This window comes from Hydrogenophaga sp. FW305-3-2-15-A-LB1 (assembly GCF_058787875.1).
This window is the reverse complement of sequence record NZ_JBYTAE010000115.1, coordinates 1-13,548: the sequence shown is the minus strand read 5'-3', so window position 1 is coordinate 13,548 and position 13,548 is coordinate 1. Positions and strand designations below refer to the sequence as shown.

At 69.5% G+C, this 13,548-nt stretch carries 11 protein-coding genes; 10 read left to right on the top strand and 1 reads right to left on the bottom strand.

Going from position 1 to position 13,548, the window contains the following annotated elements; genetic code table 11:
• The first annotated feature begins 107 nt into the window (after nt 1-107).
• From mutS to AC3WPZ_RS25740, 8 genes are all read left to right on the top strand, one after another.
• Nucleotides 108-2,765, top strand: a complete 2,658-nt coding sequence (mutS, locus tag AC3WPZ_RS25775) for a DNA mismatch repair protein MutS (RefSeq protein WP_492442225.1) — start codon at nt 108-110, stop codon at nt 2,763-2,765.
• Nucleotides 2,762-3,589 carry a proteasome-type protease gene (locus AC3WPZ_RS25770; RefSeq protein ID WP_444687067.1) on the top strand — a complete coding sequence of 276 codons (828 nt, stop codon included), beginning with the start codon at nt 2,762-2,764 and terminating at the stop codon, nt 3,587-3,589. The genes mutS and AC3WPZ_RS25770 overlap by 4 nt, the downstream gene beginning before the upstream one ends.
• A 3-nt stretch (nt 3,590-3,592) precedes the next feature.
• Nucleotides 3,593-4,462, top strand: a complete 870-nt coding sequence (locus AC3WPZ_RS25765) for an alpha/beta fold hydrolase (protein WP_444687068.1) — start codon at nt 3,593-3,595, stop codon at nt 4,460-4,462.
• A gap of 42 nt (nt 4,463-4,504) precedes the next feature.
• The gene (locus AC3WPZ_RS25760; protein ID WP_444687069.1) at nt 4,505-6,430 is read left to right on the top strand and encodes a PAS domain S-box protein; all 1,926 of its coding nucleotides are present in this window, start codon (nt 4,505-4,507) and stop codon (nt 6,428-6,430) included.
• A gap of 131 nt (nt 6,431-6,561) precedes the next feature.
• Nucleotides 6,562-6,993: a DUF2306 domain-containing protein gene (locus tag AC3WPZ_RS25755; RefSeq protein ID WP_444687070.1), complete on the top strand. Its 432-nt coding sequence runs from the start codon at nt 6,562-6,564 to the stop codon at nt 6,991-6,993.
• A gap of 32 nt (nt 6,994-7,025) precedes the next feature.
• Nucleotides 7,026-7,316 (top strand): 2TM domain-containing protein, encoded by a 291-nt coding sequence (locus tag AC3WPZ_RS25750; protein WP_382320917.1) that lies wholly within the window; start codon nt 7,026-7,028, stop codon nt 7,314-7,316.
• 20 nt (nt 7,317-7,336) lie between these two features.
• Entirely contained in the window at nt 7,337-8,398 is a 1,062-nt protein-coding gene (locus tag AC3WPZ_RS25745) for a sensor histidine kinase (RefSeq protein ID WP_492442221.1), read from the top strand.
• A complete protein-coding gene (locus AC3WPZ_RS25740) occupies nt 8,395-9,204 on the top strand; it encodes a LytR/AlgR family response regulator transcription factor (RefSeq protein ID WP_444687492.1) in 810 nt (269 codons plus the stop codon). Before AC3WPZ_RS25745 ends, AC3WPZ_RS25740 begins: the two co-directional genes overlap by 4 nt.
• Nucleotides 9,205-9,227: 23 nt before the next feature.
• On the opposite strand, the gene hutC is transcribed toward AC3WPZ_RS25740, so the two are convergent.
• A complete protein-coding gene (hutC, locus tag AC3WPZ_RS25735) occupies nt 9,228-9,956 on the bottom strand; it encodes a histidine utilization transcriptional repressor HutC (protein WP_444687072.1) in 729 nt (242 codons plus the stop codon).
• 98 nt (nt 9,957-10,054) lie between these two features.
• Here hutC and hutU point away from each other — a divergent pair, with 98 nt between their 5' ends.
• Together hutU and hutH are read left to right on the top strand one after the other, a co-directional pair.
• Nucleotides 10,055-11,797 (top strand): urocanate hydratase, encoded by a 1,743-nt coding sequence (gene hutU / locus AC3WPZ_RS25730; protein ID WP_444687073.1) that lies wholly within the window; start codon nt 10,055-10,057, stop codon nt 11,795-11,797.
• Nucleotides 11,798-11,822: 25 nt separating this feature from the next.
• On the top strand, nt 11,823-13,370 hold the full coding sequence (gene hutH / locus AC3WPZ_RS25725; protein WP_444687074.1) for a histidine ammonia-lyase: 1,548 nt from the start codon (nt 11,823-11,825) through the stop codon (nt 13,368-13,370).
• Nucleotides 13,371-13,548: the final 178 nt, after the last annotated feature.

Here is a 13,548-nt window from a genome sequence, read left to right as displayed (position 1 = left end):
ACCCGCGCCACCCACCGTTCCCACCGCCCTTCGCCTGCTGCCACCGACGCAGCCCGTGCCACGGCACAGCGCGGTGAACCTCTGGCCAGAAATTCACGACGTCATCGATGAAAAAGGATTTTTCCGACAGCCCTTCCGCCCAGCCGGATCTGTCGCAGCACACGCCCATGATGCAGCAGTACCTCGGCCTGAAGGCCGGGCATCCGAACACGCTGCTGTTCTACCGCATGGGCGATTTCTACGAGCTGTTCTTCAGCGACGCGGAGAAGGCCGCGCGCCTGCTGGACATCACGCTCACGCAGCGCGGCCAGTCGGCCGGCCAGCCGGTGATCATGGCCGGCGTGCCTTTCCATTCGGTGGACACTTACCTGGCGCGCCTGATCAAGCTGGGCGAGTCGGTGGCGATCTGCGAGCAGGTGGGCGACGTGGCCATGGCCAAGGGGCCGGTGGAGCGCAAGGTGGTGCGTGTGGTGACGCCGGGCACGCTGACGGACAGCGAGCTGCTGTCGGACAAGTCCGAAGCGGTGCTGATGGCGGTGCACCCGGGCGCGCGCACGGGTTGCGGGCTGGCGTGGATGTCGGTCACGCAGGGCATCGTGTTCCTCGCGCAGTGCGCGAGCGATGAGCTGGCCGACTGGGTGGCGCGCGTCTCGCCCGGCGAGGTGCTGTACAGCGCCGATGCCACGCCCGCGTTCGAGAAGTCGGTGCAGGCCCTGGCCAGCCAGAGCGGCAGCAACGGCGGGCGGCTGGTGGCGGTGTTGCGCCCGGCCTGGGCGTTCGACGCGGCGCTGGGCCAGCGCAAGCTGCTGGAGCAGTTGCAGGCCGCGAGCCTGGCCGCCTGGGACGCGCAAGACATGCCGGATGCGCACGCCGCAGCCGCCGCGCTGCTGAACTACGCCGAGCACACGCAGGGCCGCGCGCTCACGCACGTGAGCAGCCTGCAGGTGGCGCGCAGCGGCGAGCGCATCGACCTGCCGCTGAACACGCGGCGCAACCTGGAATTGACGCAGACGCTGCGCGGCGAGACCAGCCCCACGCTGTTTTCGCTGCTGGACGTGTGCTGCACCGGCATGGGCAGCCGCGCGCTGCGCAGCTGGCTGCTGGAGCCCCGGCGCGACCGCGCGGAGGCGCGCGCGCGGCTGGCCGCCATCGCCACGCTGCGCGGTGGCCTGTGGCAGTCGCTGCGGCAGTCGCTCAAGGGCGCGAGCGACGTGGAGCGCATCACCGCGCGCACGGCGCTGCGCCAGGTCAAGCCGCGCGAGCTGGTGGGCCTGGGCCAGACGCTGGAGCGCGCGCGCCAGCTGGCGGCGCAGCTGGGCCCGCAGGCCGCTGGCGGCCTGCTGCACGGCATTGCCTCGCACCTCACGCCACCCGAGGGCTGCGCCGAGCTGTTGCGCGACGCGCTGCTGCCCGAGCCGGCCGCGCTGGTCCGCGACGGCGGCGTGATCGCCGACGGTTTCGATGCCGAGCTGGACGAGCTGCGCGGCATCCAGAACCACAGCGACGCCTTCCTGATCGAGCTGGAGCAGCGCGAGCGCGCGCGCACCGGCATCGCCAACCTGCGCGTGCAGTTCAACAAGGTGCACGGCTTCTACATCGAGGTCACGCAGGGCCAGGCCTCCAAGGTGCCGGACGACTACCGCCGCCGCCAGACGCTGAAGAACGCCGAGCGCTTCATCACGCCCGAGCTCAAGGCTTTCGAGGACAAGGCGCTCTCCGCGCAGGACCGCGCGCTGGCGCGCGAGAAGTGGCTGTACGACCATTTGCTGGACGAGCTGCAGGCCTATGTGCCGGCGCTGACGCAGCTGGCGCGCGCCATGGCGGCGCTGGATGCGCTGTGCGCGCTGACCGAGCGCGCGCTCACGCTGAACTGGTGCGCGCCGCAGTTCGTGCCGGAGCCGTGCATCGACATCCGCGGCGGGCGCCACCCGGTGGTGGAGGCGCGGCTGAACGAAAGCTCGGGCGGCAGCTTCATCGCCAACGACACCGTGATGGGCCCCAAGCAGCGCATGCAGGTGATCACCGGCCCCAACATGGGCGGCAAGAGCACCTACATGCGGCAGGTGGCGGTGATCGTGCTGCTGGCCAGCATGGGCAGCCACGTGCCGGCCTCGTCGTGCCGGCTGGGCCCGATCGACGCGATCCACACCCGCATCGGCGCGGCCGACGACCTGGCCAACGCGCAGTCGACCTTCATGGTGGAGATGACCGAGGCCGCGCAGATCCTGAACGCGGCCACGCCCGAGAGCCTGGTGCTGATGGACGAGATCGGCCGGGGCACGTCCACCTTCGACGGCCTGGCGCTGGCCGGCGGCATCGCCACGCACCTGCACGACAAGTCGCGCGCGTACACGCTGTTCGCCACGCACTATTTCGAGCTGACCGAATTCCCGGCCAGCCACCACGCGGCGGTGAATGTGCACGTGAGCGCGGTGGAGTCGGGCGGCAAGGGCGGTGGCGGCATCGTGTTCCTGCACCAGATCGAACCCGGCCCGGCCAGCCGAAGTTACGGCATCCAGGTGGCGCGCCTGGCCGGCGTGCCGGCCGGGGTGGTGCAGCATGCGCGCCACGCCCTGGCCGCTCTGGAGGCCCAGAGCGAAGAAAGCCGCAGCCAGGTGGACCTGTTCGCGCCTCCACCTGCCACACTGGAGCCTGAAGCGCACCCGCTGCAGGCGGCCGTGGCGCAGATCGACCCCGACACCCTGAGCCCGCGCGAAGCGCTGGAACAGCTTTACGCCCTCAAGAAACTCGCTGCCTCATCATGACTTACTGCGTCGCCGTCAAACTCAACGCGGGCATGGTCTTCCTCTCCGACTCGCGCACCAACGCGGGCCTGGACCAGATCAGCACCTTCCGCAAGATGATCGTCTATGAAAAGCCGGGCGACCGCTTCATGTGCCTGCTGTCGGCGGGCAACCTGAGCATTTCGCAGTCGGTGCGCGAGATCCTGCAGGTGGAGCAGCTCACCGACCCCGATGGGGGTGAACCCATCACGATCTGGAACGCCAAGAGCATGTTCGATGCCGCGCGCGTGCTGGGCTCGGCGGTGCGCCATGTGTACGAGCGCGACGGCGATGCGCTGCAGCGCGCGGGCGTGGATTTCAACGCATCCATGATCTTCGGCGGCCAGGTGCGCGGCGAGGGCATGCGGCTGTTCCAGGTGTATTCGGCTGGCAACTTCATCGAGGCCACGGCAGAGACCCCGTTCTTCCAGATCGGCGAGTCGAAGTACGGCAAGCCGGTGCTGGACCGCGTGATCGCGCCCGAGACGCCGCTGGACGAGGCGGCCAAGTGCGTGCTGGTGTCGATGGACTCCACGCTCAAGTCGAACCTGTCGGTGGGCCTGCCGCTGGACCTGGCGGTGTACGAGGCCAACATGCTGCAGTCCGACAAGATCACCTGCATCGACCACGACAACCCGTACTTCCGCATGCTGCACAAGACCTGGGGGCAGAAGCTGCGCGAGGTGTTCGATGAGATCGAGCACCCGACCTGGGACGACGCGCACACCGAGGTACCGCTGCTGAGCGACAACCCGCGCAATGCGCCGATCAAGAAGATCAGCAATGCCCGAGAGAAGCTGATCTGAGGCATGTCGCTGATCGTCTTTTCCCACGCCAACAGTTTCCCCGCCAGCACCTACGGGGTGCTCTTCAAGTCGCTGCGCGCCCGCGGCCACACGGTGCGCGCGGTGGACCGCTTCGGCCATGAGCCGCAGTACCCGGTGACCAGCAACTGGCCCCATCTGGTGCAGCAGCTGGCGGACTTCGCCGCCCCTGAGGTGGAACGCCACGGCCAGGGCGCCTGGCTGGTGGGCCATTCGCTGGGCGGTTTTCTCAGCCTGATGTGCGCGGCGCGCCACCCCAAGCTCGGCGGCCATGCGGTGCGTGGCGTGGTGCTGATCGACTCGCCGGTGCTCGGCGGCTGGCGCGCGCGCACGCTCGAGCTGATCAAGCGCACGCAGCTGGTGGGCTCTGTCTCGCCGGGCAAGGTGAGCCGGCGCCGGCGCCACAGCTGGCCCGATGCGCAGACCGCCCTCGCCCACTTCAGCAGCAAGAAGGCGTTTGCCCAATGGGACCCCAATGTGCTGCGCGACTACATTCAACACGGCACGCGCGACGCCGCCGATGCGCAGGGCAAGCCGCACCGAGTGCTGGCCTTCGACCGCGAGGTGGAGACCGCGATCTACAACACCCTGCCCCACAACCTGGACCGCCTGCTGCGCCGCCACCCGCTGCAATGCCCGGTGGGCTTCATCGGCGGCACCGATTCGCAGGAAATGAAGCAGGTGGGCATGGCGATGACGCTGCGCCTGGTGGGCAAGGCGCACCCCGAGCGGCTTCGCATCCTGGAGGGCAGCCACCTGTTCCCGATGGAAAAGCCGCAGGAGACGGCCGCCGCCATCGACGACATGCTGGGGGCGTTGACCCTCGCGCGCCGGGCCCGCGAGAACACCGTTTGAGGCGAGCCGGTGTAAGCTGGGCCACTTTTTCACCGCGCGCCCATGACGACCCCACCGTCCTCCACCAACTGGCTGCAGCAAGGCTGGCAGCGCGTGGCGAACTGGCAACCCGAAGAACATAGCATTTGGCTTCGCTGCGCGGTGGCCGTGCTGCTCACCTTCGCGGCGGTCTGGCTGCGCATGGCGCTGGCACCGGCCGAATCGGGTGGGCGCTTCATCACGCTCTCGCTTGCGACCGCGCTGGCCGCGCTGTACGGCGGCTTCCTGCCCGGCATGCTCAGCGCGGTGCTGGGCACGGTGTTGATCAACTTCCTGATGATCAAGCCGTACTGGAGCCTGGCGATCGACCACCCGATGGAGGCTTTCTGGCTCAACCTCTGGCACCTGCTGGCGCAGATCGTGGTGGTGGGCGCCATCACCCTGATGCAGCGCCGCAACCAGCGTTTTCAGGAGGCCACCGAGCAGCTCCAGCAAAGCAAGCGGCAGTTGGAAGACACGTTCGAACAGAGCGCCACCGGCATGGCGCACAACCACCTGGACGGCCGCTGGATCCGCCTGAACCAGACCTATTGCGACATCGTGGGCTACACGAAGGAGGAAATGCTGACCAAGCATTTCCGCGACTTCACCCACCCCGACGACCTGGAGCTGGACATGCGCCAGCTCAAGCGCACGCTGGCTGGCGAGATCAACCACTACAGCTTCGAGAAACGCTACATCCACCGGCAGGGCCATGTGGTCTGGGCGCACGTCACCATCTCGCTGGTGCGCAAGGCCTCGGGCGAGCCGGACTACCTGATCGCGGTGGTGCAGGACATCAGCGCGCGCAAGGCCATCGAGGAAGCGCTTCGCACCAGCGAGCACCTGTTGCGCCAGGCCCATGGGCTGGCGGGCCTAGCCAGCTGGCGTGCCGACCTGTCCACCGGGCGCTTCGTCACGCTGGCGGGTTCGCACGAAATCCTGGGCCTGCCTTCGGCGGACTTCAGCGCCCAGGACCTGGTCGCGCTGACGCACCCCGATGACTTTCCAAGGGCATTCGAGCTGTGGAAGCTCGCGGTGCAGGGCAAGGCCGACTACCACATCGAGTACCGGCTGCTGTTCGGCGGCGAGGAGCACTGGTTCCTGGTGCAGGCCGAGTTCGAGCGCGACGCGCAGGGCCGCGCGGTGGGCGCGCTCGGCGTGATCCAGGACGTGACCGAGCGCAAGCGCGCAGAGCTGGAGATCCAGCAGCTCAACGCCTCGCTGGAGCAACGCATCCATCGCCGCACCGAGGCCCTGAAGGCCGCCTACGACGAACTGGAGAGTTACTCGTACGCGGTGGCGCATGACCTGCGCTCGCCGCTGCGCATCATCAACGGCTTCGCGCAGGCGCTGCACGAGGACAACCCCGGCATGAGCAGCGACAGCCAGTCGCACCTGCAGCGCATCACGGCGGCGAGCAAGAAGATGGGCGAGCTGATCGATGGCCTGCTCACGCTGTCGCAGTTCGCGCGCGGCGAGCTGCAGCGCAAGCCGGTGCACATCAGCGCCATCGCCACCCGGCTGCTGGAGGAGTTCGCGGGCGCCGAGCCGCAGCGCCGCGTGCGCTGGCAGATCGAGCCCGGGCTGCACGTGATGGCCGACCCGGCCCTGGTGGAGGCCTTGATGCAGAACCTGCTGCACAACGCCTGGAAATACACGGCGAACACGCCCGAGGCGCTGATCCGTGTGGAAGGCGCCTACGAGCATGGCCAGCAGCGCTTCAGCGTGCTCGACAACGGCGCGGGCTTCGACATGGCGCGCGCAGCCAAGCTGTTCCAGCCTTTCCAGCGGCTGCACATGCCGCACGAGTTCAGCGGCCTGGGCATCGGCCTGGCCACCGCGCTGCGCATCGTGCAGCGCCATGGCGGGGAGCTGCAGGCCAGCGCCGAGCCGGGGCGTGGCGCCACCTTCAGCTTCACGCTGAGCGCCAAACCCCTGGCGGGCTGAGTTCCCGCGCCTGCATTTCGCGCCGCACCGGCGGCATTTCACCCCAGGCTTGGGCGGTTCGGTCGCAAGCCGCTGGCACCCGGGCAGCGCCCCCGGCACAGTGCGCTCCATCCCTTTCGACGGAGCCCACCATGCAACTCACGCCCCTCATCGCCGTTCACATGACCGCCGCCATCACCGCCGTGGTGCTGGGCCCGGTGGCGCTCTGGGCGCGGCGCGGGCACGCCGCGCGCCAGGCTCACAGCCAGCGCCCGCGCCTGCACCGCGCCATCGGTTACGCCTGGGTCACGCTGATGCTGATCACCGCGATCTCGGCCATCTTCATCCGCGATTTCAAGCTGCCCAACATTGCGGGCTACACGCCGGTGCACCTGCTGGTGCCCATCGTCTTCGGCAGCCTGTTCCTGGCGTTCCGCGCCCTGCTGCGCGGCAACGTGAACACCCACCGCCGCGTGATGGTGTGGCTCTACGTGAGCGCCTGCCTGGTGGCCGGCGCCTTCACCCTGCTGCCCAGCCGCTACCTGGGCGGCCTGGTCTGGCACCAGTGGCTGGGCCTGGCCTGAACCTTTCCTTCCACCTTGAACTGGAGCACACCATGAACCTATCGAACCCCCAACACCAGGACCTGGACCGCCTGGCTCGCCGCCGCGCGGGCGCCCGCATGGGCTGGTACGTGCACGCGCTGGTCTTTCTTTCGGTCAACAGCGTGCTGGCCATGCTGTCCTTCTCCAGCGGCCGCCACTGGGCCATCTACCCCGCGCTGGGCTGGGGCCTGGGCCTGCTGATCCATGGCCTGGTGGTCTGGCTCGTGCTGGGCGGCGGCGGGCTGCAGCAGCGCCTGGTGGCGCAGGAGCGCGAGCGGCTCCAGCGGGAACACGGCCGGTGAGCCCCGTGGCGGCGGCGGGCATGCGGGATACTGCGGCCATGCCGCCGTTCAAGCTCAAGCCCGACATCGCCGCGCGCCGCGCCCTGGTGGTCGTGGTGGTCAACACCGTGATCGCGCTGATCATCACGGCGGTCAACGGCGATGCCTTCGCGGTCAACCTCGTGTACTCGCAGTGCATCGGCCTGGGCATCTGGGCAATGATCGACGGTGGCCGCCATGTGCTCAACCCCAGCGGCTGGCCCGGCGCCTGGCGCATGGCCTTGCTGGTGGTGGTCGCGGTGCTGACGTCCTATGGGGGCGGCAGCGTGGTGGCGAACCTGCTGCTGGGCCGCGATCTGTTCGCCAGCCTGAGCAACGTACCCCGCGCCACGCTGGGCTTCGTGCTGATGTCGCTGGCCGCCGGGGGCTTTGGCGCCTACTACTTCACCAGCCGGGCCATGCTGGCCCATGCGCGCCTCGCGCAGGAAGAGGCCCAGCGCCAGGCCAGCGAGGCGCGCCTGAAGTTGCTCGAATCGCAGCTTGAACCGCACATGCTGTTCAACACCCTGGCCAACCTGCGCGTGCTCATCGGCACCGACCCGGTGCGCGCCACGGCCATGCTGGACCGGCTCAACGACTTCCTGCGCGCCACGCTGACCGCTTCGCGCACCGAGGCCAGCGCCGGCCGCCACACGCTGGATCAGGAGTTCGCCCGGCTGCGCGACTACCTGGAGCTGATGGCGGTGCGCATGGGCCCGCGCCTTCGCTACACGCTGGACCTGCCCGACGAGCTCACCACCCAGCCCGTGCCGCCCTTGCTGCTGCAGCCGCTGGTGGAGAACTGCATCCGTCATGGCCTGGAGCCCAGCCTGCAGGGCGGCGAGGTCCGCGTCAGCGCGCGCCACGAAGGCAGCGACCTGGTGCTCGTGGTCAGCGACACGGGCGTGGGCAGCGATCCTTCGCCCACACCCGGTTTCGGCCTTTCGCAGGTGCGCGAGCGGCTGGAAACGGCCTACCCGGGCCGTGCGCGCATGGACTGGCAAGGCCAGCCCCGCGGCGGCACGCGCGCCCTGCTCACACTGCCATGGACCCCATCCCCATGAACGCCACCGCCTTGCTGGCCGAAGACGAACCCCTGCTGGCCCAGGCCCTGCAGGCCGAACTCGCCCGGGCCTGGCCCGGCCTTCAGGTGTTGGCCACTGTGGGCGATGGCGACGCGGCCGTGGCGCACGCGCTGCGCCTGCAACCCGATGTGCTGTTCCTGGACATCCGCATGCCCGGCCAGACCGGCCTGCAGGCCGCCGCCGAGCTGGCGGACGAATGGCCCGACGGCGTGCCGTTTCCCGCGCTGGTGTTCGTCACTGCCTACGACGCCTACGCGGTGCAGGCCTTCGAGACGCAGGCGGTGGACTACGTGCTCAAGCCCGTGCAGCCCGATCGCCTGGCGCGCACCGTGCAGCGCGTGCAGCAGGTGCTGGCGCAAAGGCAGCCTGCCAGCACGGGGGCCACGGCGTTCGACGAGGCCACGCTCGTGCGCCTGCGAGCCCTGCTCTCGGGCCATGCGCCGGCGCCGTCGGCACCACCGCGCCTGCAGGTGATCCAGGCGGGCGTGGGCCAGGGCATCCGCATGGTGCCCATTGGCGAGGTGCTGGTGTTCGAGGCGGCCGACAAGTACGTGCGCGTGCTCACCGCGAACAGCGAAGTGCTGATCCGCACGCCGCTCAAGGAACTGATTCCGCAGCTGGATCCGGCGGTGTTCTGGCAGGTGCACCGTGGCACGGTGGTGCGCGCCGATGCCATCGACAGCGTGCAGCGCGACGAAGCGGGCAAGCACAGCCTGCGCCTGCGCGGCCGGCCCGAAAACTGGCCGGTGAGCCGGCTCTATGCGGCGCAGTTCAAGGCCATGTGAGACCGGTCTGAGGTCGACGGCGTTCAGAAGCTGCCGGTGAACTGGTAGCGCGATGCGGGGTGCCACATCGCGGCCACCGAGGCCACCTGCCCTTGTGACTGCGTCTGCCGGCGCAGCACCAGGCAGGGGTCGCCCGGCGCCATGTGCAGCATCTCGGCCACTTCGGGTGGCGGCGCGCTGGCCTCGATGACGAAGTGCACGCCCTGCAGCGGCGCCACGCGCATCAGGTAGGCGTTGGGGGTCTGGCTGTTGAAGTCCTGCGCCATGTAGTCGGGCGCGACCCGGGGGTTGACCCAGCGGTCTTCGACCTGGATCGGTTCGCCGTTCTCGAAGTGCACCACCACCGAGTGGAACAGGGGCTGATCGGCTTTGAGCCCGAAGCGGCGCGCCAGCGCTTCGCCCGCCTTGGCGCGTTCGAGCTTGTGCAACTCGCTGCGATGGGCGTGGCCGCGCGCGGTGATCTCGTCGGCGATGTTGCGGATCGCCACCAGCGTGGCCTGGTACTTCTGCTGCGCCACGTAAGTGCCCGAGCCCTGCACGCGCTCCACGATCTGCTCGTCGCTCAGCTCGCGGATGGCGCGGTTCACCGTCATGCGCGAGACGCCGAACTCGCGCGCCAGCGCCTCTTCGGCCGGGATGGCGTCGCCTTCGCGCCAGACGCCGGCCTGGATCTGCGACAGCACGTGCTGCTTCACCCGCAGGTAGGCAGGGGTTCGTTCGGCAGCAGGCGAGGCGGGAGGAGCGGAGGTCATAGGGTTTCTACCAGAGCGCGAACCGCTGAAGTGGTCTTGACAGCATCGATTATGGACAGATAAAGTTGTCTATACATATTCAAGATTATCCGGAGAATATGTACATCACCACCAGCTGCCACCCGCCTGAAGGAATTCGCTCCGTGACCACCACCACCGACCCCCGTCTGGACCCCACCCGCGTGATCCGCGCCCCGCGTGGCAACACCTTGCATTGCAAGAACTGGGTGGCCGAAGCCGCCTACCGGATGATCCAGAACAACCTGGACCCCGAGGTGGCGGAAAACCCGCAGCACCTGGTGGTTTACGGCGGCATCGGCCGCGCCGCGCGCGACTGGGCCTGCTTCGACCAGATCCTGGCCTCGCTGAAAGACCTCGAGGAGGACGAGACCCTGCTCGTGCAGTCGGGCAAGCCGGTGGGCGTGTTCAAGACGCACGCCAACGTGCCGCGCGTGCTGCTCGCCAACAGCAACCTGGTGCCCAAATGGGCCAACTGGGAACACTTCAACGAACTGGACCGCCAGGGCCTGTTCATGTACGGCCAGATGACAGCGGGCTCGTGGATCTACATCGGCAGCCAGGGCATCGTGCAGGGCACGTTCGAGACTTTCGTCGAGGCCGGCCGCCAGCACTACGGCAACGACCTGGCCGGCCGCTGGATTCTCACCGCCGGCCTGGGTGGCATGGGCGGCGCGCAGCCGCTGGCCGCCACGCTGGCCGGTGCCTGCTCGCTCAACATCGAGTGCCAGCAGAGCAGCATCGACTTTCGCCTGCGCACGCGCTACGTGGACAAGCAGGCCCGCGACATCGACGACGCGCTCGCGCTGATCCGCCACCACACGGCGCGCAAGGAAGCCGTCTCGATCGCGCTGCTGGGCAACGCGGCCGAGGTGCTGCCCGAACTGGTGAAACGTGCCAAGGCGGGCGGCCTGCGGCCCGACCTCGTGACCGACCAGACCTCGGCCCACGACCTGATCAACGGTTACCTGCCGGCGGGCTGGAGCGTGTCGCAGTGGAGGGCCGCGCAGCGCGATTCGACCCAGCACGCGCAGCTGGTCGACGCCGCCGCGAAGAGCTGCGCGGTGCACGTGCAGGCCATGCTCGACTTCCACGCCATGGGCATCCCCACGGTGGATTACGGCAACAACATCCGCCAGGTGGCCTTCGACCAGGGCTTGAGCAACGCCTTCGACTTCCCCGGTTTCGTGCCGGCCTACATCCGCCCGCTGTTCTGCGAGGGCAAGGGCCCGTTCCGCTGGGTGGCACTCTCGGGCGACCCGGAAGACATCCACAAGACCGACGCCAAGATCAAGGAACTGTTTCCGCACAACCACCACACGCACCGCTGGCTGGACATGGCGCGCGAGCGCATCGCCTTCCAGGGCCTGCCGGCGCGCATCTGCTGGCTGGGCCTGGGCGAGCGCCACCTCGCGGGGCTGGCGTTCAACGAGATGGTGCGCACGGGCGAACTCAAGGCGCCGATCGTGATCGGCCGCGACCACCTGGACACCGGCTCGGTGGCCAGCCCCAACCGCGAGACCGAAGGCATGCGCGACGGCACGGACGCGGTGAGCGACTGGCCGCTGCTCAACGCCCTGCTCAACACCGCCGGCGGCGCGAGCTGGGTCAGCCTGCACCACGGTGGCGGCGTGGGCATGGGCTACTCGCAGCACGCGGGCATGGTGATCGTGGCCGACGGCAGCGATGCCGCCGCCGAGCGGCTGGCGCGCGTGCTGGTGAACGACTGCGGATCGGGCGTGATGCGCCACGCCGATGCGGGCTACGAGCTGGCGATCGCCACCGCGAAGAAGCACGGCCTGAAACTCCCGATGGTGGCCTGAACGCAGGCGCGAGACACTTCCTCCCATGACCCTCTCCACCCTCACCCTCCAGCCCGGCCAGATGGCGCTGGGCGACCTGCGCGCCGTCTGGCAGCAGGCCGTGCCCGTGCAACTCGCGCCCGAGGCCCAGGCCGGCATCGCGGCCTCGGCCGCGGCGATCCACGCCATCGTGCGCCAAGGCGACGCGGCCTACGGCATCAACACCGGCTTCGGCAAGCTCGCGCGCACGCGCATCCCCGACGAACAGCTCGAAACCCTGCAGCGCAACCTGATCCTGTCGCACTCGGTGGGCACCGGCGAGCCCATGAGCGACGCCACGGTGCGCCTGGTGATGCTCATGAAAGCCGCCAGCCTGGCGCGTGGCCACTCGGGCGTGCGACCGGTGGTGATCGACACCCTGCTGGCCCTGCTCAATGCGGGCATCTCGCCGCTGATCCCGGTCAAGGGCTCGGTGGGCGCCTCGGGCGACCTCGCGCCGCTCTCGCACATGACGCTGGCGCTGATGGGCGAAGGCGATGTGTTCGTGCAAGGCCGGCGCGTGCCCGCCGCCACCGCGCTGAAGAACGCCGGCATCGCGCCCCTGGTGCTCGCCGCCAAGGAAGGCCTGGCCCTCATCAACGGCACCCAGGTGTCGACCGCGCTCGCGCTGCACGGCCTCTTCATGGCCGAGCGCCTGCTGGAGGCGGGCACCGTGATCGGGGCGCTGTGCGTGGACGCCGCCAAGGGCAGCGACGCGCCGTTCGACCCGCGCATCCATGCGGCGCGCGGCCAGCCCGGCCAGATCGCCGTGGCCGCCGCCACGCGCGCGCTGCTGGCGGGCAGCCAGATCCGCCTCTCGCACCTGGACAACGACGAGCGCGTGCAGGACCCCTACAGCCTGCGCTGCCAGCCCCAGGTGATGGGCGCCTGCCGCGACCTGATCGCCAACGCCGCGCGCACGCTGCTGATCGAAGCCAACGCCGTGACCGACAACCCGCTGGTGTTCACCGACACCAACGAGGTCATCTCGGGCGGCAACTTCCACGCCGAACCGGTGGCCTTCGCGGCCGACACGCTGGCGCTGGCCATCGCCGAGATCGGCGCCATTTCCGAGCGGCGCATCGCGCTGCTGATCGACAGCACGCTCTCCGGCCTGCCGCCCTTCCTGGTGGACAACCCGGGCCTGAACTCGGGCTTCATGATCGCGCACGTGACCGCCGCCGCGCTGGCCTCGGAAAACAAGTCGCACGCCCACCCCGCCAGCGTGGACAGCCTGCCCACCAGCGCCAACCAGGAAGACCACGTAAGCATGGCCACCTTCGCGGGGCGCCGGCTCGACGAGATGGCGCGCAACACCGCGACCATCCTCGGCATCGAGTGGCTGGCCGCGGCGCAGGGCGTGGACTTCCACCGCCCGCTGGCCACCAGCCCGCGCCTGGCGCGCACCCACGCCGCACTGCGCGAGCGCGTGCCCTTCTACGCGCAGGACCGCCTGTTCGCGCCCGACATCGAGGCCGCGCTGCAGCTGGTGCTGCAAGGCGAGGCCGGCGCGGGGCAGCAGGACCTGTGCGCCGCCATCTGGGCGACCCCCTGAGGCCCGCGCCGCCATGAGCCGCCTCACCCTCTGGCGCAACGCCCGGCTGGCCACGCTGACCCCGGCCCGGGGCGGCGACGGCTGGGGCCTGATCGATCGGGGCGCCCTGCTCACCGAGGGCGAGCGCATCGCCTGGGTGGGCGCGCTGGCCGACCTGCCGCCGCTGTTCGGCGAGGTC

Excerpts from the sequence above, each read along its gene's own strand:
- AC3WPZ_RS25745 (WP_492442221.1), top strand. The coding sequence starts at position 7,337 with ATGCGGGATACTGCGGCCATGCCGCCGTTCAAGCTCAAGCCCGACATC.
- AC3WPZ_RS25760 (WP_444687069.1), top strand. The coding sequence starts at position 4,505 with ATGACGACCCCACCGTCCTCCACCAACTGGCTGCAGCAAGGCTGGCAG.
- hutC (WP_444687072.1), bottom strand. The coding sequence starts at position 9,956 with ATGACCTCCGCTCCTCCCGCCTCGCCTGCTGCCGAACGAACCCCTGCC.
- mutS (WP_492442225.1), top strand. The coding sequence starts at position 108 with ATGAAAAAGGATTTTTCCGACAGCCCTTCCGCCCAGCCGGATCTGTCG.
- AC3WPZ_RS25740 (WP_444687492.1), top strand. The coding sequence starts at position 8,395 with ATGAACGCCACCGCCTTGCTGGCCGAAGACGAACCCCTGCTGGCCCAG.
- hutH (WP_444687074.1), top strand. The coding sequence starts at position 11,823 with ATGACCCTCTCCACCCTCACCCTCCAGCCCGGCCAGATGGCGCTGGGC.
- AC3WPZ_RS25765 (WP_444687068.1), top strand. The coding sequence starts at position 3,593 with ATGTCGCTGATCGTCTTTTCCCACGCCAACAGTTTCCCCGCCAGCACC.
- AC3WPZ_RS25770 (WP_444687067.1), top strand. The coding sequence starts at position 2,762 with ATGACTTACTGCGTCGCCGTCAAACTCAACGCGGGCATGGTCTTCCTC.
- AC3WPZ_RS25750 (WP_382320917.1), top strand. The coding sequence starts at position 7,026 with ATGAACCTATCGAACCCCCAACACCAGGACCTGGACCGCCTGGCTCGC.
- AC3WPZ_RS25755 (WP_444687070.1), top strand. The coding sequence starts at position 6,562 with ATGCAACTCACGCCCCTCATCGCCGTTCACATGACCGCCGCCATCACC.
- hutU (WP_444687073.1), top strand. The coding sequence starts at position 10,055 with ATGTACATCACCACCAGCTGCCACCCGCCTGAAGGAATTCGCTCCGTG.